Origin of the sequence: Ruegeria sp. A3M17, assembly GCF_003318255.1 — a bacterium.
Taxonomy (GTDB): Bacteria; Pseudomonadota; Alphaproteobacteria; order Rhodobacterales; family Rhodobacteraceae; genus Ruegeria.
In genome coordinates, this window is record NZ_QOCF01000014.1 from 248,117 (window position 1) to 273,545 (window position 25,429).

The window sequence follows — 25,429 nt, forward strand, 5'->3', positions numbered from 1 at the left end:
TGGGTGTCGCCAAGTTGCTGAATGATCGTCGTGCATGCCGCTATGTCGCTGGATCATGTGGCCATTGCCGCGGAAAAGCTTTTTTGCATTCTAAAGACTTCAAAGAACACATTGTCTTCGGATTGAATTTCAACGCTTTCAAGCGTTTCAAACCCACTGGAAAGATAGAGAAGCCTGCCAATCGGCGTTGCGAGCAGTTCGAGTTCAAAATGACCCGAGAGCCGGGCAGAAACTTCGCAAACAGCCAGTAATGTACGGCCCAAGCCCAGCCGCGCGTAATCAGGGTCAGTGTACATGGCGCGAATTCGCGCGGGTCCCGATGGATCGGGGCAGGTGGTTTGGTCAGTCGGCTGATGAACCATAGCCATGCGTCTGCTCCATCCACCAGATGCTCGGACAACGCCGTCCAGCTCAGCCACAAAATATGAACCGTCGGTTATCAGCCAAGGGTCGAAGGGCGTAAAAACTAAGCAACTTGCTCGCTGCTCAGCACTTAGAAACGGTCCCAAGAGATCGTGTGTGGCGGAAGTTGCGAGTTTGTCGAGTGCTGGCAAATCTGCCTCGGTCGCCGGGCGTATTGTGGGCACAACCAAACCAACCCGCAAGTCACCTGAACTAGTGTATCGCAACGGTTTTGATTCCATCTGCTGCAAAGACAACTTCTCGATAAGTACCGGTTGCGTCACCATCTGGCGTAAACTCAACGGAACTCGCGCCGACGTAGTTAATTTCGCCGCCTTCTGACAAAATCTTCAAACCCGTCGCGATTTCGCTATGACCGATTTCTACACCTGGTGCATTTGCCACGCGCATCAAAGCACTTGAAAGAGAGGTATCTTCGGAATGATGCGCCGCCTGAAAGGCAAAGGCCAAGAGGGCAGCCGCATCGTAGGCCTCGGCGCGGTACGGTGCTTGCCCGGGAATCCCGTTTTCCAAAAGCTTGGCATCAAATGCAACGGCATCTTCGCCTTCAGCTCCGGGCAGAGTTCCGATTGAGCCGACCAAAGCATCGCCGAAGGTGTCTATCAGTGAGGCCGCCACCATTCCATCAGGAAAGACGAATTGGTTAAATGCACCCAAATCAAGTGCTGAGCGCACGATTGCCTGTCCGCCCTGATCCGCATAACCCACCAAAAGCAGAACTTCGGTTCCGCTCGCAGCAAGTGTTGCAACTTCGGCCGAATAGTCTCCGGTTCCATCAACATGAGGAACCTCCACCAGTACTTCGCCGCCTTTCTTGGAAAAGGACTTGGAAAACGAAACCGCCAGACCCTTGCCATAGTCGTTCGCAGTATAGGTTACAGCGATCGATCGAATCCCGTTGGCAATCAGAACATCGGCAAGTACTTCCCCCTGACGCGTGTCAGATGGTGCCGTGCGGAAAAATAACCCATTATCTCTGAGCGTTGTGAGGTTAGGTGACGTGGCTGTGGGTGAGATCGATAGGATGCCATTCGGAACGGTGACACCACTGGCTACAGCAGCCGCGACCCCTGAACAATCAGCGCCGATCAGAGCGTCAATTTGGTCTGCAGTTACCAGCCGCTCGGCTGCGGCAACCGCGCGAGATGCATCCACACAGGTGCTGTCTGCACGTATGGTTTCAATTTGACGTCCGTCCAGAAACAGCCCTGTCTTGTTGGCTTTTTCCAACGCCAGTTCAGCGGATGCAGCGATTTCCGGTGCCATGGATTCGATTGGCCCGGTGAAACCAAACAGCAACCCAATCCGAACAGGTTTCTCCGATGCGGCAGTCGTGCTTACACAGAATGCAAGCAACGCAGTCGTTGAAGTCAATCTGAACATTGTGTGTCTCCGTATTCTAAATATGCGTGATTGAGACTCGCGGATAGGTAGCCTGGTGCGGTTCCAGACGCGGGGGGGACAATCCCAGATGCCCGCGAAGAGCCGGGTCGATGTCCGGGCGCGACAGTCCGACATCAGACAATAAATAATCAGGCAACGCTCGTAGATGTCGGGCGTCTTTGTACCGTCGGCGGCTCATAGCTACCCAATTCATCAGGCACCACATTCGGCTTCTTTGGGGGTTTTGCATCGAGTTGAGCATTGCGAACTCCGCAGTTGGCGATGCCCAAGAATGTAAATTGCCCGCCTTCAAGTTATTCGCAAAGAGTGCGGTCAATTTGCGCGTGTTTCGCATTCTTTCAGTAATTGTGCGAAGATTTCGCATTCTATGAGATTATGTTGATCCCGAAAGGGAACGATGGAAGATCTCGACTCATTTGATCGTCGGTTGCTGGAGCAACTGCAAACAGACAGCCGCCAAACCGGTCGTGAGCTACCCGAGAAAGTCGGGTTGTCGGCTGCGGCCTGTTTGCGGCGCGTCCAGCGGCTGCGAAAAATTGGTGCGATTGAGCGCGAGGTGGCGGTCGTTTCCGCCCGGTTCCAAGGTGCGTCTACGCGCGTAATCGTTCTATTGCACATTGCGCGCGACAATCCCCAGCGCATCGATATCTTGAAGCAAAAGCTTCGTCGCCTGACAGAGGTCGAACGACTGTTTTATGTCACAGGCGACGCCGATCTGGCGCTCATCGTCAACTGCGCCTCCATGGAAGATTATGCCGCTTTCACCGAGCAACACCTGTTTGATCCACCGATGACCGGTTTTGAAAGTTTGGTTGTTCTGAGGGAATACCCGAAAGAGTTGGACGAAAGCACAACCGACGTCGGACCATAGTGGCCCTGAGGTCAGTCCATCCACCTAAGAATGTACGAGCGCGTGCTCATCACATTACCAAGCAAGTTGTTGTCTGAGTGACGGCAATGAAGGCCAGTCCGCAAAATCGAAATTTCAAACGTCGAGGCGATTCAAACAAGCTTCCAACCACAGGTTAGGCAGGTTCCCAAAGCTCTATTGGATTTCCTTCTGGATCGTTGAGCCACGCGAACTTGCCATTCGGATAAGGAGAATCCGGATCTCGGCGGACTTCAACACCCCTGGACTCGAGCTGTGCGATCATTTTCTCGATGTCGCGAACACGAAAATTCAGCATGAATGCCTTTTCTTGATTCCCGAAATATTCTGTCACCTTTTCGAACGGGGCGAATACGGTCTCACCTGCTTCCTGCGTCCAACACGGCGTTTCATAGTCATTGGGCACAAGATCAATCCCCAAGTTATCGCGATACCATACCGCTAAAGCCGCAGGATCTTCTGCCCTAAAGAAAAACCCTCCAAATCCCAGCACTTTTTCCATTGTCGAATTCAAACCCGATTCTACTGTAGCAGAAGGCTACTACAATCCGTGGTACTTAATAGGCTGCGGCCCATAAGAGACATTCTACACCCGAGCGGATTACTGGAATACAGCGTTGCAAACCGGCGTTTGCTGCCCGTGTATACTCACTCTCAGCAAAATATACCTTAACCGGGAAAGACCGGTATTGGTCACGACAGCGGCCGTTCCAACATTCTGGCTGCAGACAAGCTGTCAGGCGGCACAAAAATCGCGCAGAATCGAATTAAAGAGTCCCGGCTTCTCTAAATGCGTCGCGTGAGCACATCCAGGTATCACGGCGAGGTTGGCGTCGGGAATTGATTGCCACAATTGTTCGGTTTGGCTCCATGGATAGGTCCGATCCCGGTCACCCCAAATCACCAACGTACGGGTCATGATATCCGCCAAATGTTTGGCGCCGCTCCAACCTTCCATCGCGTCGAGCCCAGTTAGCATAGTTTGCAGGCTGCATTGTTCTGCAATCATAGCACAGTCCTCATAGGCCGCAGCTTTTCCCCGATCAAGAAACCAGGTTGCCGCAATGCGTCTGGCCGTGGCTCTTGGTCCTTCTGCATTGGCCCGGCGCTTTGAAGTGCCGATTGTCTCAAACCGGCCGGGTAGAATGCCTATTGTTCCAGTGCCGTAAAGCACCAACCGGTCGATACGTTCGGGCGCACGGGCAACCATTTCCTGAACGATCATCCCACCCATTGAATGGCCGATCAGGATAAACCGCTCAATTCCCCGCACGCTTAATTCTCTCAGCGCCCACTCGGCAAAGCCCGCGATGCTGTCGGGGGCATTGAGATGCGCATTCTCTCCAAATCCCGGTAAGTCCAGAGCCACGACGTTGAAACCGGCCAGGGCTTCGACTTGCCCTAACCATTGTCGACTGCCGCCCAAAAATCCATGGACGAATACGACAGGTGTCATTTGCGCCCACCCTGTACGATGCGATCAAGGATCATGGCGCAGAAAAGGATCGCAAACCCGGCGAGGATACCTTGGCCCACATTGGCATATTGCAACGCTTCCAGCACGTCCTCACCCAGCCCCTTGGCGCCAATCAGCGAGGCCACGACGACCATCGCCAGCGACAACATAATCGTCTGGTTGATCCCCGCGCGGATCGATGGGCTTGCTAATGGAAGATCTACCTTAGTGAGCAAGTACCACTTATTGGCACCGAAACTAATAGCTGCTTCGCGCACGCTTTCTGGCACACCGCGCAGACCAAGAACGGTCAATCGTACCACCGGCGTGCCACCAAATATCATCGTGACCACAACCGCCGCTGGCTTTCCAACGCCGAAGAACGCAATCACAGGCACCATGAACACGAAGGCTGGCATGGTTTGCATGAAATCCATGATCGGCTGGATAAACGCATAGAACCGTGGGCGACGGGCAGCAAACATGCCGAGCGGAATTCCGATAACAATCGAAAGGCACGCCGCTGTCCCCAACAAGGCCAGCGTGGTCATGGCACCTTCCCAGAAACCCAGCAGGCCCATATAGGCCAGAAATGCGCCCGAATAGATGGCCGTGCTGATGCCCGCTGTCAGCCAGGTCAGCAGAATAATCAAGCTCGCAATCACGATCCATGGCGTCTGAACCAGTATGACCTCTAGCGCATCCAACAGAGTGCGGATGCCGAATGTCAGCCCATCAAAAAACGCCTCGCTGTTGCGTACGCACCAGGCGATGAAATCTTCTACCCAAGTGATACTGGTCAGGCGGATGTTTGGATCTGTCGGAAAATGGCTAAGCAGTGAAAAGCGCCCTGGGAAGCTGTAATGCAACATTGCCGCAGCGACGATCAACGCCATGAAGATTGCGCTGAACACGATCTGCGACACCGGCATGGCCGAGCGGATCGAACGGTCTGATAACCATTCCGAGAAACGCGCCTCAAGCGCCCAGTTCGCCACCTGTGACTGTATGAATTTGACGATGATCAGGATGACCAGACCGGTCAGAACGATGTAAGGACCTTCAGCGGCCATCGCCTCGGCCTCGGCCCGGATACCCCCTATGTTTTCCTCAAGCGAGTCCACCGTTCGCTGATAGACATCGATCTTGTCCGAATTGTTTTCGATAGCTGCAGCCAGTTGCTGACGGCGTAGTTCAAGCGTCCCTTCTATCGATGAGATGCGCTCCATTGCCTCGGCTGCTAGGTCGCCGAACATTCCTCGCGCAACCTGCACATAGGCTATTGTTTCGAGGATCAGAAATGGCAACGCCCATGACCACAAGCCACGCGCGCCGAACCACACTGGGCCAAACAGCCCGGCCATCAGGTTGAAAGTTGGTGTGAAGCGGGACGATGCACCAATCTTGTCGAAGTTACGGATGTAATAATCAGGGCTGGTGCGCACAAATGTGCGTATGTTTTCACGCCGCTCTTCGGCATAGGCAAGAGCCGCTTCGCTTTCGGTATCTTCCAGCGGGTTCACATCAGAAAGGCTCATGACACTTCGGTCCCTTCGATCACGGTGCGCAACAGATCGGCACGGGTTATGACGCCAACATCCACGCCGCCGTCCTCCACAAGGATTGCGCTGCTGTTGTCGATCGCCAGATTTATCAGCGTGCTCAGATTTTCCCCTTCATTCACGCGCGGGGCATCCGCCGATAGCGGTCCATGGGCCGAGACATATTCAGGAATGGGACGCATCACCGCATGGGCGCGAACCACCTTGAGCCGTGAAATGCCAGCAACAAAATCGGCGACGTAATCGTCCGCTGGATGCATAACGATGTCCTCAGCGGTTCCGATCTGCACCACCTTGCCATCCCGCATGATGGCGATCCGATTGCCGATGCGAACCGCCTCATCCAGGTCGTGTGTAATGAAGATCGTGGTCTTTTTCAGAATCTTGCTCAACCGGATGAATTCATCCTGCAATTGTCGCCGGATCAGCGGATCAAGGGCCGAAAACGGTTCATCCATCAAAAGCACGTCGGGGTTGGCGGCCAAGGCGCGGGCCAGACCAACGCGTTGCTGCATGCCGCCTGACAGCTCGTGTGCGAATTTCGCCCCCCAGGCACCAAGTTCGACTATATCCAGAATGGCCGCGGCCTGACGCATCCGCTCATTCTTGCTGACCTGGCGGATTTCCAACGGCATCGCGACGTTGTCCAGCACCGATCGGTGCGGCATGAGCGCGAAGTTCTGAAATACCATACCGATCTTGTTGTTGCGAAACTGCTGAAGCTCTTTTGGCCCTAGCGCCATCACATCGGTGCCTTCAATCTCGATCTTGCCGTCAGTGGGTTCAAGCAGCCTGTTAAAATGACGAACCAGAGTGGATTTGCCACTGCCCGACAGGCCCATAATGCAGAAAATCTCGCCCCGATTGACCGATAGGCTGACATCAGCAACACCGACTACACAATTGTATTCCGCCAGCACCTGGGTCTTGGTCAGCCCGCGATCCCGGATCGCTTGCAACGCCACTTCGGGCCTACCTCCGAAAATCTTCCAAACATTCGAAATTTCGATAACGGTGTCGTCGCTCATATGCCCTCCAGAGATCTGCAATTGGGTGACGCCAACAGATGCCGCCACCCTGTTTCTGGAAGTGGGATCAGAGGCCCAACCAAGCGTCCACGCGATCCGGGTTCGCTTCGACCCATTCGCGGGCAACGTCTGCCGGATCACGGCCTTTGCCGCTGATCTCATAGGCGAAGCCACTGACATCATCCGCTGTCAGCGCGAAGTTCGCGAAGAAATCTGCAATTGCAGGAGAACGTTCTGGCAAGGTGTTGGACCATGCAATCTGGACGTTCTTCAGGGCGTCTTTGGTGGCAACACTGGATTTATTGTACCAATCCGGATCGTCCGATGGCTGAACCATCACATATTTTGCCGGGTCGAACGTCGGTTCGCTCAGCATTTGAACGTCGAACATGTACCAGACCGCATGTGGCTTGTAACAATAGAAGGCATAACCTTCACCTTTGGTGATGCTGTCCTTGATCCGCGCGGTTTTCACGCTTTCTTCAGCACGCACGGGCTCAATGAAGTCCAGTAGCCCATAGTCCCGCGTTTTAACTTCGTTCACATTGGCCGACGCCCAGCCCGGGGCTCCAATCCACATCTCACCCTTACCGTTGCCGTCGCTATCCATCAGGGCGGCGACGTCAGGGCGGCCCAGATCAGCTATGTCGGTGATACTGTTGGCCTCACCAAAGTCTTTGCTAACGCAAAAGCCCTGATTGCCTTCATAGGGGTTCGACGACAGGGTTACTGTGCCCGCTTCGTCTACATATTTCTTGGTAAAGCTTTCCTGATTGGGAAGCCACACATCAGGATGCACGTCTATGTCGCCTTTGCCCTGATCCATGGCCTGAAAGATAGTGGCATTGTTTCCGGGCACATATTCAACCGTCCCTCCGATGCGCGTTTCGACAACTGCACCCAGAAGATGAGCAATTGCCTGCGCCCCGGTCCAGGACGGCACACCGATTTTTACCTCTTCAGCAGCGAAAGCGGGTATCGCATAGATACCCACCGCCGCTGCCATGCCCAATGCCTTCAGCTTCCTTCTCATAATATTCTCCTCTGTTGATTTGCGCCGTATTTTGGCGTCGTATTTTTTAGTCTGTTTCTTTCCCATCGCTCGGCGGTGTCGTTCCAAGTCGCCTCGGGCTGTGACTTCGGGCGGAAGGGTGAAAAGGGGACAAACCGCCAGGCCCTAGCTTAAAGTCTAGAGCATGAGGTTTTCTGAGGGCCAATTCGAACATTTCATCAAACTATTCCTGCAATGCATAGTTTTGAGTATGCTCGACCAAGGTTTCCTTGGAAATGCAGGTACACACATTGGATTTGAACTGGCTGCGCGATTTTGAATGCCTCGCCCGGACACTGAACTTCACCCGAGCGTCCGATGAACGTAACATCACACAATCCGCATTCAGTCGTAGAATCAAAGCGTTGGAGAGCTGGGTCGGGCTGCCTCTGGTCAATCGCGCCACCTATCCTGTTCAATTGACAGAAGCAGGTCAACAATTCCTGCCGGTCGCTCTGGCGGCGATCTCACAACTATCAGAGTCGCGTCAATCGCTGCGGGATGCCGACCGGGGGGATAGCCGTTTCATCCGGTTTTCGGTCCTCCACACGATCGCGGTTAATTTTTTGGCAAGTCGCATCGAAGAGTTGCAGACGCAAATTCCCGATCTGCGCACTCGTGTACTGTCCGATTCCCTAAGCACCTGCTGTGACCTGTTGGTCGAGGGCGCAGTGGACATTCTCTTGTGTTACAATCACCACTCGGTTTCACCGATGATTGATGAAACCGCATTTGAGCGAAAAGACCTGTTAAAGGATCGTCTGGTGCCAGTGGCTACAGCTGATTCAGCGCGTGCCATGGGTTGGAGCCTCGCAGAGCAGGATGGCCCACCCATCCCCTATCTGGCATATGACCGTTCTTCATTTTTAGGCATGGTTGTAGAAAATACCATAGACCGCAAACCCCTGAACGCCGAGACGATTTATGTTGATAGTCTGGTTGAGACAATCAAGAGACGCCTGATTACCGGAAGCGGATTTGCCTGGATGCCCGAAACCGCAATTTCGCCGGAGCTGGACGCAAGATTGCTGGTGCCAATCGGCGATGACGCGTGGTGTGCCACTTTGACGATTTCCGCATTTGCCAATCCCGCGACCTTTGATCAGACAGCGCAACAGCTTTGGGACCAATTATGAACAAAGGTATCTTTTGACTTACAGATTGCCTCCGAACGCTGTGGCGCACTTACTCAATCGTCTAAACTTGCACTGCGTGGGAAAATTCGACAATCGCCTGAACAAGCAGGTCAATCGTATCGATGGCATTGACTTCGGCCGCAACACTATCAGCGATGAGCGAGAATTCTGAGCAAGCTACAAGCTGCAGGTCTGCTCCGGCGGCAACAAGTTCTTTCGAGGCAACTCTTAGTGTTTCGCGCCCTTCATTGCACGGGCCGTCAGTCTTAATTTTTTGGATCGCTGCAAGCATTTTTTCATCGTCCGCCGGCCAAACAACCGAAAGCCCGCGCGTTTGCAGCTTTGTCTCGAATAGATAAGTACGTTGTACGGCTGGCGAGGCAAGCATTCCGATACATCCCCCTGACCCAAGCGTCCGAGCCGCATATTCGGCTGCCAGTTCGATCAAGTTCAGCAAGGGGATGTCCACTGAATCCGTAATCGCCTTGGCATAGTGATGGGCGGTGTTGCACGGGATCGCCAGCGCTAAGGCTCCAGCATCCTCAAGCCGACGCGCCATAGCGGCAAGCGTCGGCCCCGGATCCTCGCCGACGCCCTCGAGCAGATGACTAACCCGCGACGGCACCTGCGGGTTCATGTCGATCAACAAAGGTATGTGATCTTGGTCATCAGTTGCGGGTATTGCCGCCACCAGCTTGCGCTGGAGGAGGATGGTCGCTTCGGGGCCCATACCGCCAAGAATTCCAACCGGGCGCAGTGTCATGGCTCAGACAGTCACCCAGCGGTTTTGATGATCAAAGGCAAAATCATACCCCCCAAGGGCTGCGGCACCCCCGGTGTGCAGGAACACAATCCGTTGGCCGTTGAACTCACCCTTGCGGGCAAGATCAATCAGACCGGCTGCGCCCTTGGCTGAATAGCATGGATCGAGAAGGATGCCTTCGAGCTCTGCAAACATCTGGATCGCCTCTATGCCGCCTGTCGTTGGCAGGCCATAGCCTTCGCCGACATAGTCAGTATTGGCCTTCACGTCTTCGCGCTTGACCACACCTGCGCAGCCTAGTTTTTCAGCGGTTTTGCAGGCGAGGTCAAAAACCATCTGTTCTTGCTTGGGCTGAGGCGCCCTCGTGCCGATGCCCAGCACGGGCACCTGCGCATTCATGGCACACATGCCCGTCACCAACCCGGCTTGCGTTCCTGAAGAGCCGGTTGCATGCACCAATCTGTCAATTTGCAAACCACTGTCGTTTGCTTGTGCCAACAGTTCAAAGGCCGCGTTAACATAGCCAAGTGCGCCGGTCGGGTTCGATCCGCCGCCAGGAATGACATAGACATTGTGCCCTTCCGCGCGCTTCTTTTCGGCTGCTTTTTCCATCTCACCCGGCATGTCGTGGCCGCCGGGATACTTCTCGGTGGTTGCACCATGCAAATGATCTAGCAGGACGTTGCCGTTCGTATTGTAGTTTGCATTTTGGTAACCGGTGCGATCCTCCAAAAGGATGTGACAATCAAGCCCCAGCTTGGCGGCAAATGCAGCCGTCTGCCGACCGTGGTTGGTTTGCGTGGCCCCTTGGGTCATCACCATGTCGGCGCCCTGCGCTTCGGCTTCTGCCATTAGAAATTCAAGCTTGCGGGTCTTGTTGCCACCGGTCGACATGCCGGTGCAATCATCGCGTTTGATCCATATTTCGACCCCCAGCTCCTTTGACAATCGAGTCATGGGTTCAAGCGGTGTTGGAAGATGGGCAAGATGCAGGCGGGGAAAACGGGCAAGGTGCATGTCGTGGTTCCTAATATTTGCTTTTGTCAACTTACTGCGCGCGGAAGCGCTTTCCTAATTCGAATTTCGGTACATAAATTGCAGGAATTGCATATTGATACGAACTGCACTATCGATCCGCCATGCGTCTTGAGTGGATCGATGATATATTGGCCGTGCTAGATAGCGGCTCTCTCGCCCGCGCCGCTGAAAAGCGATTGCTGACGCAATCCGCCTTTACTCGGCGGGTGCGGCTTATCGAAGACAACATAGGCGCAACGCTGTTTGATCGTCGCCGCAAGCCAGTTTCTTTGATGCCAGGTGTGCGGGATCTGGAATTTGAATTACGTGAACTCAGCACCCGGCTGCATAGGCTTCGACACACCTTGAAGACAGCGAGTGATCAGACTGGCAAATCGTTGTCTTTTGTTTGCCAACACGCGCTCACCACGACAATTTCACCCGAAATTGTTCGTGTTTTAACTGAAGCTGGCGAAATCTCGGTTCGCGTGCGTTCAGGAAATCAAGACGAGTGCCTTATGCATCTGATTTCAAAAGAAGTTGATTTTGCCATCATGTACGCGGTGCCTGATGACAGTATTCAAGAACCCGTTAACGCGTTTGAAACCAAAACACTCGGGATGGATACTTTGATTCCAGTCTGTGCGCCTACTGTGCGTACCCAAGTGACGAAAGCCGTAATTCCTACAATCAGCTACCCGCCCGAAGTCTTTCTCGGGCAGGTCTATTCCAGGATGATTGCGCCGCGATTACCTGAAGGTAAAACCGCAGTGCCCAGAGCTGAAACCGCACTTACGTTGGCCATACTACAATACGCCTTGAATGAAATCGGCATCGCGTGGTTGCCCCACTCTCTAGTGGCGACCCACCTTTCAGAGGGCACGCTTGTGTGCATTGACGATGTACTGCCCACACAGCTTCTGGCAATCAGGGTAGTCCGCTTGGCAGAACCTCAGCCAGATCACGCAGAGCAAATATGGAAACAACTTGAAGACATTTTCAGTTTCTAGTTTTCCCGCTGCACTCTCTATCCCAAATGGCATGCAGCCCCTGATCAGAAGGGCTTGGTTTCCCTTACACACCCTTCGCCAGATCGAAAAACGAAGCCCACGAGCAAAACGCTTCGTTATCGCAAAAACCACTACATCCTAAACGCCTGATCCTGGCAGCAGTCGTCTCTCGAACATGCCCAGCTGCCAAAGAAGCGATACAAGCGAGTGGCCACTTTGACCGTCGTGGTTTTTGAAATTCGACTACGCGGCGAAGGTCTGCTTTCCGCCCTCTGCAATTAATAGATATCTGCTTTGGGCCGCGAGCTACGAACTACCTCCGCAGCGCACAATTGGCACGGCAATGACCGTTCTGGGCTCAAAGAAAATACAAAAAAGGCCCGCAAAAATATGCGGGCCTTGTTGTTGATTTCCGGATCAGTTCTTACTGAGGAATTTCGCCTTCCAGACCTTCGACGTAGAAGTTCATACCGGCCAGCGTGCCGTCATCTGCAGTTTCGCCTTCAGCCAGCCAGTCGCTACCGTCCTGCTTTTTAAGCGGGCCGGTGAAGGGGTGGTATTCACCCGCGGCCATGGCGGCCTTCATCGCCAGTGCTTCTTCTTTGATGTCGGCCGGAACGGCGTCCGAAATTTCGCCGATCTCAACCATGCCTTCCTTGATACCGTCCCAGGTGTTCACGGTTTCCCACGACCCATCCATGACCGCTTGGGTGCGCGCGATGTAGTAGGGCGCCCAGTTGTCGATGATCGAGGATACGCGCGGCTTGGGGGCATATTCGCTCATGTCCGAGGCCTGACCGAAGGTGATCACGTTGCCCGCCTCTTGCGCGGCCGCCTGCGGCGCGGTCGAGTCGGTGTGCTGCAGGATGACGTCTGCACCTTGTTCGATCAGAACGGTTGCGGCATCTGCCTCTTTCGCCGGGTCGAACCAAGTGTAGGCCCAGATGATCTTGAACTCGACATCCGGGTTTACCTTCTTGGCGTGGATGTAGGCCGAGTTGATGCCGCGGATCACTTCGGGGATCGGGTAGGACCCGATGTAACCGATGATGTTCGACTCGGTCATTTTACCCGCGATGTGGCCCTGAACGGCGCGGCCTTCGTAGAAGCGGGCCGAATACACGGACACGTTCGGGGCGGTCTTATAGCCGGTCGCGTGTTCGAATTTCACGTTCGGGAATTTCTTGGCCACGTTGATGGTCGGGTCCATGTACCCGAACGAGGTGGTAAAGATCAGGTCAGCGCCTTCCAACGCCATCTGGGTCATCACACGCTCGGCATCCGGGCCTTCGGGAACGGATTCAACAAACACGGTCTCGACCTTGTCGCCGAATTCTTTCTCAACCGCCAGACGGCCTTTGTCGTGTTCATAGGTCCAGCCGCCGTCGCCCACCGGGCCGACATAGACAAAGCCTACTTTTGTTTTGTCCTGCGCGACTGCGCCGGTCGCAAGACCCAGCACCATCGCGGCACTGGCAAGAAGTGAAGTGAATTTCATGTGGTTACTCCCCAAGTTGGTTTAATTGGCCCCGTCTAGTGCGAGGCGTGGAAGATCCGGCCCAGTGAGGCAGGTGCGCTGCTCTTGTCGGCCGAAAGGATCACAAGCACAAGGATCGTGATGATGTAGGGTGACATTGCCAGATACTCGACGGGAATGGCAACGCCCGCGGCCTGCAGATTTAGCTGCAACACCGTGATTCCGCCAAACAAATAGGCACCCAGCAATGCACGCCATGGTTTCCAGCTGGCAAAGACGACAAGCGCAAGAGCGATCCAGCCAACACCGGCGGTCATGCCCTCGGTCCACTGCGGAACGCGGATCAGGCTGATATAGGCTCCACCAAGGCCCGCGCAGGCGCCACCAAACAGGATCGCCAGGATGCGGATCTTGATGACCTTGTAGCCCAGGGCGTGTGCGGCGTCGTGGTTTTCACCCACTGCGCGCAGGATCAGACCGACGCGGGTGTATTTCAGCGTGGCCCAGACGGCTGCAACCAGCGCGATGCCCAGATACAGGATCGGATCATGCTGGAACAGGATGGGGCCGATCACCGGAATATCGCTGAGCAACGGGATATGGATATCTCCCATGCTGGGCGGTTTGACACCGACATAGCTTTGACCCATCAGCGCGCTGAAGCCGAGGCCGAACAGAGTAAGCGCAAGACCACTGGCCACCTGGTTCGCCAGCGCAAACTGCGTCAGCAGGACAAACAGCAGGGACAGTACTGCGCCACCAATGGCCGCAGCGATGAACCCCAGCCAGGGCGAACCCGTTTCGACAGAGATCGCAAAGCCGCTGATCGCGCCCACAATCATCATGCCCTCGACGCCAAGGTTCAGAACACCAGCTTTCTCGACGACCAGTTCTCCGATTGCGGCCAACAGCAGGGGGGTTGCGGCCACCATAAGCGAGGCGACCAAAAGTACGGGATTGATTTCACCAAGGTCCATGGGTCACGCCACCTCTTTACGGGCCGCACGGATGCGGTAGTTGGTCAAAAGATCGAAAGCCAGCAGGAAGAACAGGAGCATGCCCTGAAAGACCTGAATGGCAGCAGCAGGCAGGCCCAACTGGGATTGCGCGATTTCGCCACCGATATAGGTCAGCGCCATCAGGCCACCGGCCAGCAGGATACCCACCGGATGCAGACGACCCAGAAAGGCCACGATGATCGCGGTAAAGCCGTAGCCCACGTTAAAGTCGATGCTGACCTGACCTGATGGGCCTGAGACCTCGAACATCCCCGCCAACCCGGCCAGCGCACCGGACATGCCCAGACAGAACAGGATTAGGCGCGCCGGGTTTACACCCGCGAACTTCGCCGCTCGCGGCGCTTCACCTGTTAGTCGAATGTGGAAACCCAGCATGTGACGGTTCAGCAGGACATAGGCAAAGATCACAGCGATCAGCGCAGAAACAACACCCCAATGCATGCCCGATCCGACGATCAGCTCGGCGTTATGCGCGCTTTCATAGGATTGCAGGTTGCGTGATCCGGGAAAGCCGAACCCTTCGGGGTTCTTGAGCAGACCAAGCGAAACCGAAGCCAGCATCTGCTCGGCCACGTAGACCAGCATCAGTGACACAAGGATTTCGTTGGTGCCAAAACGCACCTTCAGGAAGGCCGGGATTGCCGCCCAAAGCCAACCGCCAAATGCACCGGCGATCACCATGATCGGGAAAACGTAAAACGCATCCAGCGGATAAAAGGCCAGACCAGCTGCGGCCCCAAAAATGGCGCCCATGATGTATTGCCCTTCGGCCCCGATATTCCAGATACCGGCCCGGAAACCTAAGGACAGGCCAATGGCGATCAGAACCAGCGGCGCGCCTTTGACCAACAACTGCGGGCGGTAGTAGAAAGCGAACTCGCCAAACAGCGGCTCCCAGAAAATGGTGCCAATGGCTTGGATCGGGTTCTTGCCCAGAATGGCGAACAGGATGCCGCCGAAAACCATGGTTGCCAGCACGGCCACCAAAGGGGTCGCGTAAGACCACGCTTTGGACGGCTGCGGCCGTTTCTCCAACACAATCATCTGCTCATTCCCCCAGTTTCTTCATCTTTTTGTAAATTCTCTCGCCGAAGGCGGTCCGACGGATTAAACATGGGCCACCTCCATGCCATGCGCGCCGCCCATCATCAGGCCGATTTCGTCGACCGTCAGACCTGTGGTCGTACGCGGAGCGCTGAGCCGCCCTTCGTTGAGCGCCGCAAAGCTGTCCGAGATTTCCATCAACTCATCCAGATCCTGCGATATGCAGATGACTGCGGTGCCTTTTGCGGCCAAATCCAGAATGGCCTGACGGATCGAGGCCGCAGCCGCCGCATCCACACCCCAAGTCGGCTGGTTCACAACCAATATGTCGGGGTTTTGCAGGACCTCGCGCCCAATGACGAACTTCTGCAGGTTGCCCCCTGACAGAGATCGCGCGGCGTTTTCAGGCCCTGGTGTGCGGACGTCAAAAGCACTGATGATCTTTTCGGCAAAACTCTTGGTTTCTGCCCATTTCAGGAAGCCGTTATTCTCAAGCCCTTCTCGGACCGATCCTGTTAGCAAGGCGTTTTCAGTCAGGCTCATGTCTGGGGCGGCCGCATGTCCCAATCGCTCTTCCGGAGCGGTCAGAACGCCCAGTTTGCGGCGCGCGGTCGGCCCCAGTTTGCCGATCGGCTGGCCGTTGAACTTGATCGCGTCGGGCGCTGTGGTGATCTCGCCCGACAACACGCCTAGCAATTCGTCCTGTCCGTTGCCTGCGACGCCGCCGATTCCCAGAACCTCGCCCTTGCGGACGGTCATGTGAACATTCTTCAGCGCGGTTCCGAATTCCGATGGCGATGGAACAGACAACCCGCTGACATCCAGGGCGACCTCACCGAACTCACGCCCCGAACGTTCGGGTGTTTGCAGGGTCGAACCCACCATCATCTCGGCCATATCCCGTGCCGAGGTCTCAGCGGGAGCGCATTCGCCGACATTCTTCCCCAATCGCAGGATCGTGGCGTGGTCGCAAAGCGTGCGAATTTCTTCCAGCTTGTGCGAGATATACAGGATCGAGGTGCCCTCGGACCGCAATTTGTTCAGCGTTTCGAACAAGATGTCGACTTCCTGAGGGGTCAGAACAGATGTCGGCTCGTCCATGATCAGCAGCTTTGGATCCTGTAACAGGCAGCGGATGATTTCGACCCGCTGACGCTCACCCGCGGACAGATCACCGACAGTGCGATAGGGGTCCAGCGGCAGGCCGTAAGTTTCCGAAACTTCGCGAATACGCGCAGCCAGATCGCCCATGGCTGGTGGATTCTCCATCCCCAAGGCGATGTTTTCGGCGACGTTCAGAGCGTCAAACAGCGAGAAATGCTGGAACACCATCGCGATCCCGTCGGCCCGTGCCGCACGCGGTTCGGGGGGTGCAAACCTCTGCCCACGCAAAAGCATGGTACCGCTGTCAGGCTTCACCAGCCCATAGATCATTTTCACCAGCGTTGATTTGCCGGCACCATTTTCGCCCAGTAAGGCGTGAACCTCACCCTCACCGATGTCAAAGGACACCTGATCATTGGCCACGACGCCGGGATAGGCTTTGGTCAGCCCTTGTAAGCTTAGAAGTGGAGTGGTCACGCGCTCAGGTCCTTCTTTATTTCGTTTTGCCGGGCAGGGCGCAGGAGCTGCGCCGCGACACCAACTGCGATCATCTGCGGGTGTTTGCCCAGGGCTGGATCTCCGATTGGGCAGGTGATCCGGCCAATCCGCTCGGGCGCATGTCCCAAAGCGGCCAGCCGGGACCGGAATCGCGCCCATTTCGTAGCCGAGCCAATCAGGCCCGCAAAGCGGAAATCGTGCAAAAGCAACCTGTTGCACAGTTCCAGGTCCAGATTGTGTGAATAAGTCAGCACAAGATGCTCAGCATCGCGCGGCGCATGGCGTACCAGTTCAGCCGGTTTCGCTGCCGGAACGGCGGTTACGCCGCCGGGCACCGCTTCGGGAAATCGTTCAGGACCGGTATCGACCCAGGTGATTGACAGATCGGGCAACGGTGACAGGACATCGACCAGAGCCCGGCCAACGTGACCGGCACCCCATATCCACAGATTGCGCGCCGGTTCGTGAACGGGCTCGACCATCCAGCCGTCAATCAGCTGCGGTTCGGGCGCGACACCCTGACCGCGAGCCTGCGACAACAGCCGCTTGACCGAAAGCGGCATCTCACCACCCGAAGCCGAGCGCGCAATGACTGCATCATCCAGCCGGTCGACGGCCGCAAGGTCATAGATTTCACTCAGCAGAGTTACTGCACCGCCACAACACTGACCCATATCCGGGCCGAGCGCATGGTGCGTTTGGCGCATGGGCGCTGCTTGGGATCGGGCTGCTTCAGCTGCCTGATACTCCAACGTGCCACCGCCGATGGTGCCCGACTGCCCGTTCTCCCAAACAAGCATTGCAGCGCCAACTTCGCGCGGGGATGACCCCTTGATCCCGGCGATAACCACCCGGGTCACCTTGCCGTGGGTATTGACCGCCTCCCTCAAAGCCTCTCGATCAAATCCCATCAGGTCTCTCCCTTTACCCGCTGGACACCTTTCCAGACTTCTTCAGCCGTGGCAGGTGCATCCAGCGCCGGATAGCTGCCACCGCAGGCTGCCACCGCATTCGACAGGGCAAGCCACGCGGAAATACCCAGCATGAAGGGCGGTTCCCCGACCGCTTTCGAGCGATAGATCGTGTCCTCGCGGTTTTCACCGCTCCAGAGCGCGACGTTGAAAATGTCAGGTCGGTCGGAACAGGCAGGGATCTTGTAGGTCGACGGCGCATGCGTGCGCAGGTTCCCTTTGCCATCCCAAACCAGTTCCTCGGTCGTCAGCCAACCGGCACCCTGTACGTAAGCGCCTTCGACCTGTCCGATGTCCAGTGCCGGATTCAGCGACGCGCCTGCATCATGCAGGATATCCGTCCGCAAAATGCGGTTCTCGCCAGTCAGCGTGTCGATGGCGACCTCGGTGATCGACGCGCCATAGGCAAAGTAGAAAAACGGGCGCCCCCGGCCTTTGATCCGGTCCCATTCGATTTTGGGTGTCTTGTAGAACCCGGTTGCCGAAAGACTGATGCGACCCTGATAGGTCAAAGCGGCGGCTTCGGCGAACGTATAGCGCTCGCCGCCAACCGAAACATGACCGTCCGAGAATGTCACCGTCGATGGATCGGCCTGATGGCGTTCGGCCAGATAGTCGGCCATCCGGTCGCGGATCGTGTCGCAGGCTGCCTTGACTGCCATACCGTTCAAGTCACTGCCCGAGGACGCCGCCGTGGCAGATGTGTTTGGCACTTTGGCCGTATCGGTTGCGGTGATTTTCACCATTTCCAGCGGAATACCAAAGCGAGATGCAGCGACCTGCGCGACTTTTTGGAACAGACCCTGACCCATCTCGGTGCCGCCGTGGTTCAGGTGGACCGAGCCGTCCTGATACACATGCACCAACGCGCCCGCCTGGTTCAGGTGGGTCAACGTAAACGAAATGCCGAACTTAACCGGAGAAAAGCCAATCCCCTTCTTGATCACGCTGTTCTCGGCGTTCCACTTCTCAATGGCAGCCTTGCGTGCGGTGTAGTCGCTGGATTGCAGCAACTTGGCAGTCATGCCGTGCAGTTCGAAGTCACTGATCTCCATCCCGTAAGGTGTGGTATTGCCGCCTGCGGGCAACGGACGCACTGGCGCGTCGCCCATTTCCACCGCGCCACGGCTGGTCAGGTCTTCGTGCGGGTCGGGATGGCCCAGCGGCTTTTCAGCGATCATGGGATCCGCAACAACATGCGCCGGCTCATAGTAGTTCCGGCGACGCAATTCGACCGGATCCATTCCCAGCTCATACGCGGCGTGATCCATCACGCGTTCGATCCCGACCATACCCTGTGGTCCGCCGAACCCGCGATAGGCGGTGGCGGATTGAGTGTTGGTCTTCAGCCGATGGCTTTCGATCCGGGCATTCGGCAGCAAATAGGCATTGTCCGAATGCAGCATCGCACGGTCCGCGACCGGCAGGGACAGGTCCTGTGCCCAACCACAAATCGCATGATGCAGGAAGGAAACGCCTTGGATGTGGCCGCTCTCATCAAACCCGGCCTTATATGCAATCCGGAACGCGTGGCGCTTGCCGGTGATGATCATGTCATCGTCGCGGTCATAACGCATCTTGCAGGCTTTGCCGGTTGCACGTGCCGCGATAGCGCAAGAAACAGCCAAAGCGTTGCCCTGACTTTCCTTGCCGCCAAAGCCGCCGCCCATACGGCGCGTTTCAACGCGAACTGCGTGCATCGGAACACCCAGAGCGTCCGCTACTTTGTGCTGAATCTCGGTCGGGTGTTGGGTCGAAGAATGCACCAACATATCCGCGCCCTCATTGGGCACGGCCAGTGCGGCCTGACCTTCCAGATAGAAATGCTCCTGACCGCCAAGTTCAAATCCACCTTCGATCACATGCGCCGAACCCGCAATGGCCGCATCCGCATCGCCCTTGGCGTAGATGCGCGGACCGTCCTCGAACCGGCTGTCCGCGGCAAGCGCCTCTTCAACCGTCAGGATCGGGGTCTCTTCGGCATAATCGATCTGGCCCAAACGCGCCGCTTTCCGCGCGGCAAGGTGGCTGGTCGCAATGACGAGGAAAACGGGCTGCCCGATATAGTGCACCGTGCCATCAGACAGCAGAGGTTCATCATGGATCGACGGTGAGACGTCATTGGCAAATGGCAGATCGTCGGCTGTCATCACCATGACGACACCTTCGGCTGCCTTCACCGCCGACAGGTCCATCGTGGTGATCTTACCCTTGGCAATCGGGCTAATGCCAAAGGCCAGATGCAATGACCCTTTGGGCGTCGGAATGTCATCCACATACCGTGCGGTTCCCGCGACATGCAGTGGCGCCGCGTCATGGGGGAGGGGTTTGGTCACGCTCATGCGGACACCTCCAATACATTTGTCATTTCGCCCTGATCCTCAAGGAAATACCGTTCGAGCAGTGCTTTGGCGGTCTGCAGCCGATAGTTGGCCGATGCGCGCATGTCCGTCATCGGGGTGAAATCACTGTCGAAGGCCGGAATGGCGGACCGGACAGTCTCATGCGTCCATGGCTTGCCAACCAGCGCGGCTTCGACATTTGAAGCCCGTTTTGGAGTGCCGGCCATACCACCAAAGGCAATACGCGCATCAGCAACTATTCCGTCCGAAACAGTGATGTTAAAGCACCCACACACTGCCGAGATATCCTGATCGAACCGTTTGCTGAGTTTGTAGGCCTTCAAACGATCCGCCTGACGCGGAAAACTTACGGATTCGACAAACTCGCCGGGTGTCCGGTCTTGTTTCCCGTAGTCGATAAAGAAGTCCTCCAATGCGACCGAGCGACGTTCGCCGCCCTTGCGCAGATGTAGCGTCGCGCCCAAGGCGATCAGTGCGGGCGGGTTGTCTCCGATGGGCGAGCCGTTTGCGATATTGCCGCCGACCGTCGCCGCGTGCCGCACCTGAACGCTGGCGTAGCGTCGGATCAATTCGGCGTAAGACGGGTGCAGGTCCGCCAGTGCTTCGCCCATCCGGTTCATATCGACCATTGCGCCGAATCGAACCTCGTCATCCGTAATCGTGAATTCTTTCAGATCATCGCAGCGGTTCAGAAAAATCACTGGGTCGAGATCACGCAGTTGCTTGGTCACCCAAAGCCCAACGTCCGTCGCGCCGGCGACCAAAGTGGCGTCCGGGTGTTCCGCATAGATTTTGGCCAATTCATCCGAAGACTCCGGCAACATCTGCGATGTTACCCGCGTCGCGACTGGCTTGTCTTTCACCCAAACCGGCACGGGAACTTCTTCGGCAGCCTTGGCGGCGCGAATGATGGGCGCGTAGCCGGTGCAGCGGCACAGGTTGCCAGCAAGCTGCGTGTCATGATCCGTTGCGCCATTTGCATGACTTGCCACCATCGACATGACGAAACCGGGGGTGCAGAAGCCACATTGCGAGCCGTGCAGATCAACCATCGCCTGCTGGGCTGGGTGCGCCTCGCCGTTGGGACCACTGGCGCCTTCGACCGTGCGCACCGCTTTGCCATGCAGTTGCGGCAGGAACAGGATGCAGGAATTCAGCGCCTTGTGGCCACCTTCATCCGTCACCATGACAGTGCATGCCCCGCAATCGCCTTCGTTGCAGCCTTCTTTGGTGCCGGTCAGGCCGCGATCCTCACGCAGCCAATCCAGCAGGGTCGCTGTCGGATTGACATCCGCCAGTTCCACTGTCTCTCCGTTCAGAAGAAACGTGATATTCATTCGAGAAACCCGTCGCCTTACCCGGTTGCGCCCTTGCGTGCCCCCCTTCGATGCGACGTAGAAAGAGTAGCGGGCGGATAGCTTGCCATCTGATGTTAGAAACAGCGCAGGTTGTCTGGCAAGAAAAACTACCTATGTGATTCACCATTGAGCTCTGACGCTGCGTGATTGTTATCTTCGTTTAGGGATCACCTGATTGAAACTAAAGCGTTTTTTGTCTTTGGCTACTGTCGGGCTCCGAAGCACCTTCTGGAAAAGCCGAATAATCAAAGCCCATCTTTTTGGCAATCCAAAGCCAAGGTTCCTGCTTTTGCCGGGCGCGCGGCTGGGATAGCGTGGCGGTCATGAGCAGTATTCCTCGATTCATTCACCTCCGTGTTCACACCGAATATTCCCTGCTGGAAGGCGCCGTGCGGCTGAAAAAGCTGCCCGGTCTGTGTGAGAAGATGGATATGCCCGCCGTCGCTGTGACGGATACTAACAGCATGTTCTCGGCTTTGGAATTTTCGGTCACCGCCAGCGGGGCCGGGGTGCAGCCGATCATGGGTTGTCAGGTTGATCTGACCTATGTGCAAGAGCAACCGGGCGAAAAGTCCAAAACACCTGCGCCGGTGGTTTTGCTTGCCCAGTCCGAGGTCGGGTATGAGAACCTGATGAAGCTCAGCTCGTGCCTTTATGTGGACAAGGGCGGGCAGTTGCCGCAGGTGACTTTGGAAGAGCTTGCGGACCGATCTGACGGGTTGATCTGCCTGTCCGGTGGACCGGATGGACCTGTTGGGATGTTGTTGCAGCAGGGTCAACGCCCTGCGGCTGAGGCCTTGGTGGACCGGTTGTCAGCGATGTTCCCCGACCGCCTCTACATCGAACTCCAGCGTCATCCGGGTGAGGGCGGTCAGCCAGAGGCAGAACGTCTGACCGAGCGTGGCCATGTGGAAATGGCCTATGCCAAGAACCTTCCACTGGTCGCCACCAATGACGTTTATTTCCCGACCACAGATATGTACGAAGCGCACGATGCGCTGATTTGTATCTCGGAAGGGGCCTATGTCGATCAGCAAGAAGGCCGCCGCCGCCTGACCGCGCAACACTATTTCAAGTCGCAGCAGGAGATGGCGACCTTGTTCGCCGACTTGCCCGAGGCCATTGAGAATACCATTGAGATTGCCAAGCGCTGCGCGTTCATGGCCTATCGTCGTGATCCGATCCTGCCGAAATTCGCTGATGACGAGGTTGCCGAGCTGCGCCGTATTGCGAATGATGGTTTGCAAAAACGTCTGGCAGTGATCCCGCACGCAGTAACGCCAGAGGAATATCAAGAGCGTCTGGATTTTGAGCTCGACATCATCGAAGGCATGGGGTTCCCCGGCTACTTCCTGATTGTTGCCGATTTTATTCAGTGGTCCAAGGATCAGGACATCCCGGTGGGGCCAGGGCGTGGCTCGGGCGCGGGATCTCTGGTGGCCTATGCGCTAACGATTACTGACCTTGATCCGCTGCGTTATTCGCTGCTGTTCGAACGGTTCCTGAACCCGGAGCGGGTTTCGATGCCGGACTTCGATATCGACTTTTGCATGGACCGCCGCGAAGAGGTGATCCGTTACGTGCAGCAGAAATACGGCCGCGACAAGGTGGGGCAGATCATCACCTTTGGTGCGTTGCTGTCGAAAGCTGCCGTGCGGGATATCGGGCGCGTTCTGCAGATGCCATACGGGCAGGTGGATCGCCTGTCCAAGATGATACCGGTGGAAGGCGTCAAACCCGTCTCCATCGAGAAGGCGCTGAAAGATGAACCCCGTCTGCGCGAAGAGGCGCGCAACGAAGAGGTTGTCGATCGCCTGCTGACTTATGGCCAGCAGGTCGAGGGGTTGCTGCGAAACGCGTCGACCCACGCGGCGGGAGTGGTCATCGGAGACCGCCCGCTGGACGCGCTGGTGCCGTTGTATCAGGACCCGCGATCCGACATGCCTGCCACTCAGTTCAACATGAAATGGGTGGAACAGGCCGGGCTGGTGAAGTTCGACTTTCTCGGTCTGAAGACGCTGACTGTGATCCAGAACGCGATGGATCTGATCTTCAAATCCAACCGTCCATTGCACGTCGCCGCCGACGGAACCGAGCTTTATGAACCCGCAGACGGGGCCGAGAACCAGATCAACGCCATCCCGCTGGATGATGAGGCGACGTACAAACTTTATTCGGCGGCCAGGACCGTGGCGGTGTTCCAGGTGGAATCTTCGGGCATGATGGATGCGCTCAAGCGGATGAAGCCTGACTGTATCGAAGATATCATTGCCCTCGTCGCGCTCTACCGTCCTGGTCCCATGGAGAACATCCCCAAGTTCTGCGAGGTCAAGAACAAGCTGAGCGAGCGGGACACACTGCACCCGTCTATCGATCATATTCTGGACGAGACTCAGGGCATCATCGTCTACCAGGAACAGGTGATGCAGATCGCCCAGGAAATGGCGGGCTACAGCCTTGGCGGTGCGGATCTGCTGCGTCGTGCGATGGGTAAGAAAATCCAGGAGGCGATGGACGCAGAGCGGCCCAAGTTCCTCAAGGGTGCTGCTGAGAACGATGTGGATGAGGCCAAGGCGACCGAGGTTTGGAACCTGCTGGATAAATTCGCCAACTACGGCTTCAACAAATCCCACGCGGCCGCCTATGCGGTTGTCAGCTATCAAACAGGCTGGCTGAAGGCGAACCACCCGGTTGAGTTCATGGCCGGTGTCATGAACTGCGATATCCACCTGACCGACAAGCTGGCCGTATACTTCGAAGAGGTCCGCAAAGGGCTGAAACTGCCTTATGTACCGCCTTGCGTGAACCGGTCGCTGTCGACATTCGACGTGGTGGACGGGCACCTTATCTATGCGCTGGGCGCGCTCAAGAATGTGGGTGTCGAAGCGATGAACCTTGTGGTTGCTGGTCGCGAAGGCAAGCCGTTCGTGAACCTGTTCGACTTTGCCCGCAAGGTTGATCTGAAGAGGGTCGGCAAGCGCCCGCTAGAGATGATGGCGCGGGCAGGGGCCTTCGATCAGCTCGACAAGAACCGCCGTCGCGTTTTCGAAAGCCTTGATCCGCTAGTGCAGTATTCGGCCGCCATCCATGACCAGAAGAACTCGAACCAGGTCTCGCTATTTGGTGAGGCGGGGGACGACCTGCCTGAACCGCGCCTGTCACCTTCGCCAGATTGGTTACCGGCGGAACGTCTGAGCGAAGAATTCAAAGCCATCGGTTTTTACCTGTCGGGCCATCCGTTGGACGACTATATGCCCGCGCTGAAGCGAAAGCAGGTGCTGACGCTGGATGAGGTGACAGAAAAAGCACGCTCTGGCCCCTTTATCGCCAAAATGGCTGGTGTTGTTGCCGGACGGCAAGAGCGTAAATCCGCGCGTGGAAACCGGTTCGCCTTTGCGCAATTGTCGGATCCGACGGGCGCGTACGAGGTCACTCTGTTTTCAGAAACGCTCGAAAAATCCCGCGAGTATCTGGAAACCGGAGCACAGGTAGTGCTGACCGCCGAAGCGACGATGGAGGCGGATCAGCTCAAACTACTGGGTCGCTCGGTCGGCCCGGCGGATTCCGTGGTGGCAGAAGCCGGTGCAACAGGATTGCGTATCTTTGTTGACGAAGCTCAAGCGGTGCCAACCGTAGCAAAAGTTCTTGAGGATGCCGCAACTGCCACCAAAGGCGCGGCGCGCGGGCCGATCCAATTGTTGTTGCTCGACCCAAGTCTGCCGGGTGATGTCGAAATGGATCTGGGCGTTGAGTTTCCGATCAACCCGCAGATCAAAGGCGCGATAAAATCGCTGGAAGGTATTTTGTCCGTCGAAGAGATCTGACCTCTCTTTGTTGCCAGACAGTTAGCACCCCG

22 protein-coding genes are annotated in these 25,429 nt (G+C 56.4%); 4 read left to right on the plus strand and 18 right to left on the minus strand.

The genetic code is table 11. The features are described from left to right. Window positions 1-53: 53 nt before the first annotated feature. The 3 genes from DS906_RS08635 to DS906_RS22725 are packed head-to-tail and all read right to left on the minus strand — an operon-like array spanning window position 54 to window position 2,191. Complete coding sequence (locus DS906_RS08635; protein WP_369934525.1) at window positions 54-644, minus strand: GNAT family N-acetyltransferase; 591 nt, start codon at window positions 642-644, stop codon at window positions 54-56. Then, window positions 616-1,806 carry an ABC transporter substrate-binding protein gene (locus DS906_RS08640; protein WP_113789785.1) on the minus strand — a complete coding sequence of 397 codons (1,191 nt, stop codon included), beginning with the start codon at window positions 1,804-1,806 and terminating at the stop codon, window positions 616-618. Before DS906_RS08640 ends, DS906_RS08635 begins: the two co-directional genes overlap by 29 nt. Before the next feature lie 16 nt (window positions 1,807-1,822). Further along, window positions 1,823-2,191 (minus strand): DUF1127 domain-containing protein, encoded by a 369-nt coding sequence (locus DS906_RS22725; RefSeq protein ID WP_113789786.1) that lies wholly within the window; start codon window positions 2,189-2,191, stop codon window positions 1,823-1,825. A gap of 33 nt (window positions 2,192-2,224) precedes the next feature. Between DS906_RS22725 and DS906_RS08650 the strand changes: the two genes are divergently transcribed. Further along, a complete protein-coding gene (locus tag DS906_RS08650) occupies window positions 2,225-2,698 on the plus strand; it encodes an Lrp/AsnC family transcriptional regulator (RefSeq protein ID WP_113789787.1) in 474 nt (157 codons plus the stop codon). Window positions 2,699-2,852: 154 nt separating this feature from the next. On the opposite strand, the gene DS906_RS08655 is transcribed toward DS906_RS08650, so the two are convergent. The 5 genes from DS906_RS08655 to DS906_RS08675 all read right to left on the minus strand — a co-directional run bounded on the left by DS906_RS08655 (window position 2,853) and on the right by DS906_RS08675 (window position 7,795). Further along, window positions 2,853-3,218 (minus strand): VOC family protein, encoded by a 366-nt coding sequence (locus DS906_RS08655; protein WP_113789788.1) that lies wholly within the window; start codon window positions 3,216-3,218, stop codon window positions 2,853-2,855. A 234-nt stretch (window positions 3,219-3,452) separates the two neighbouring features. Next, the gene (locus tag DS906_RS08660; protein WP_113789789.1) at window positions 3,453-4,172 is read right to left on the minus strand and encodes an alpha/beta fold hydrolase; all 720 of its coding nucleotides are present in this window, start codon (window positions 4,170-4,172) and stop codon (window positions 3,453-3,455) included. Continuing rightward, the gene (locus DS906_RS08665; protein ID WP_113789790.1) at window positions 4,169-5,710 is read right to left on the minus strand and encodes a proline/glycine betaine ABC transporter permease; all 1,542 of its coding nucleotides are present in this window, start codon (window positions 5,708-5,710) and stop codon (window positions 4,169-4,171) included. The genes DS906_RS08660 and DS906_RS08665 overlap by 4 nt, the downstream gene beginning before the upstream one ends. Beyond that, complete coding sequence (locus DS906_RS08670; protein WP_113789791.1) at window positions 5,707-6,762, minus strand: glycine betaine/L-proline ABC transporter ATP-binding protein; 1,056 nt, start codon at window positions 6,760-6,762, stop codon at window positions 5,707-5,709. Before DS906_RS08670 ends, DS906_RS08665 begins: the two co-directional genes overlap by 4 nt. A gap of 67 nt (window positions 6,763-6,829) precedes the next feature. Further along, complete coding sequence (locus tag DS906_RS08675) at window positions 6,830-7,795, minus strand: glycine betaine ABC transporter substrate-binding protein (protein WP_113789792.1); 966 nt, start codon at window positions 7,793-7,795, stop codon at window positions 6,830-6,832. 254 nt (window positions 7,796-8,049) lie between these two features. Here DS906_RS08675 and DS906_RS08680 point away from each other — a divergent pair, with 254 nt between their 5' ends. Further along, window positions 8,050-8,949, plus strand: coding sequence for a LysR family transcriptional regulator (locus DS906_RS08680; RefSeq protein WP_233494734.1), 900 nt, complete (start codon window positions 8,050-8,052; stop codon window positions 8,947-8,949). A 61-nt stretch (window positions 8,950-9,010) separates the two neighbouring features. On the opposite strand, the gene DS906_RS08685 is transcribed toward DS906_RS08680, so the two are convergent. Together DS906_RS08685 and DS906_RS08690 are read right to left on the minus strand one after the other, a co-directional pair. Continuing rightward, the gene (locus DS906_RS08685) at window positions 9,011-9,712 is read right to left on the minus strand and encodes an aspartate/glutamate racemase family protein (RefSeq protein ID WP_113789793.1); all 702 of its coding nucleotides are present in this window, start codon (window positions 9,710-9,712) and stop codon (window positions 9,011-9,013) included. A gap of 3 nt (window positions 9,713-9,715) precedes the next feature. Continuing rightward, window positions 9,716-10,729: a D-cysteine desulfhydrase gene (locus tag DS906_RS08690; RefSeq protein ID WP_113789794.1), complete on the minus strand. Its 1,014-nt coding sequence runs from the start codon at window positions 10,727-10,729 to the stop codon at window positions 9,716-9,718. A gap of 122 nt (window positions 10,730-10,851) precedes the next feature. Here DS906_RS08690 and DS906_RS08695 point away from each other — a divergent pair, with 122 nt between their 5' ends. Continuing rightward, window positions 10,852-11,739 (plus strand): LysR family transcriptional regulator, encoded by an 888-nt coding sequence (locus DS906_RS08695; RefSeq protein ID WP_113789795.1) that lies wholly within the window; start codon window positions 10,852-10,854, stop codon window positions 11,737-11,739. 424 nt (window positions 11,740-12,163) lie between these two features. On the opposite strand, the gene DS906_RS08700 is transcribed toward DS906_RS08695, so the two are convergent. From DS906_RS08700 to DS906_RS22170, 8 genes are all read right to left on the minus strand, one after another. After that, window positions 12,164-13,237 carry a BMP family ABC transporter substrate-binding protein gene (locus DS906_RS08700; protein WP_113789796.1) on the minus strand — a complete coding sequence of 358 codons (1,074 nt, stop codon included), beginning with the start codon at window positions 13,235-13,237 and terminating at the stop codon, window positions 12,164-12,166. A gap of 35 nt (window positions 13,238-13,272) precedes the next feature. Beyond that, window positions 13,273-14,193, minus strand: coding sequence for an ABC transporter permease (locus DS906_RS08705; protein ID WP_113789797.1), 921 nt, complete (start codon window positions 14,191-14,193; stop codon window positions 13,273-13,275). Between the two features lie 3 nt (window positions 14,194-14,196). Then, on the minus strand, window positions 14,197-15,279 hold the full coding sequence (locus DS906_RS08710) for an ABC transporter permease (protein ID WP_113789798.1): 1,083 nt from the start codon (window positions 15,277-15,279) through the stop codon (window positions 14,197-14,199). A gap of 63 nt (window positions 15,280-15,342) precedes the next feature. Beyond that, window positions 15,343-16,860 carry an ABC transporter ATP-binding protein gene (locus DS906_RS08715; RefSeq protein WP_113789799.1) on the minus strand — a complete coding sequence of 506 codons (1,518 nt, stop codon included), beginning with the start codon at window positions 16,858-16,860 and terminating at the stop codon, window positions 15,343-15,345. After that, on the minus strand, window positions 16,857-17,792 hold the full coding sequence (xdhC, locus tag DS906_RS08720; RefSeq protein WP_113789800.1) for a xanthine dehydrogenase accessory protein XdhC: 936 nt from the start codon (window positions 17,790-17,792) through the stop codon (window positions 16,857-16,859). Before xdhC ends, DS906_RS08715 begins: the two co-directional genes overlap by 4 nt. Beyond that, entirely contained in the window at window positions 17,792-20,194 is a 2,403-nt protein-coding gene (xdhB, locus tag DS906_RS08725; RefSeq protein ID WP_113789801.1) for a xanthine dehydrogenase molybdopterin binding subunit, read from the minus strand. The genes xdhC and xdhB overlap by 1 nt, the downstream gene beginning before the upstream one ends. Beyond that, complete coding sequence (gene xdhA, locus DS906_RS08730; RefSeq protein WP_113789802.1) at window positions 20,191-21,552, minus strand: xanthine dehydrogenase small subunit; 1,362 nt, start codon at window positions 21,550-21,552, stop codon at window positions 20,191-20,193. Before xdhA ends, xdhB begins: the two co-directional genes overlap by 4 nt. A gap of 202 nt (window positions 21,553-21,754) precedes the next feature. Beyond that, on the minus strand, window positions 21,755-21,898 hold the full coding sequence (locus tag DS906_RS22170; RefSeq protein WP_158541305.1) for a hypothetical protein: 144 nt from the start codon (window positions 21,896-21,898) through the stop codon (window positions 21,755-21,757). On the opposite strand from DS906_RS22170, the gene dnaE reads away from it, so the two are divergent. Beyond that, the gene (gene dnaE, locus DS906_RS08735) at window positions 21,897-25,397 is read left to right on the plus strand and encodes a DNA polymerase III subunit alpha (protein ID WP_113789803.1); all 3,501 of its coding nucleotides are present in this window, start codon (window positions 21,897-21,899) and stop codon (window positions 25,395-25,397) included. The genes DS906_RS22170 and dnaE overlap by 2 nt on opposite strands. The last annotated feature ends 32 nt before the right edge of the window (window positions 25,398-25,429 follow it).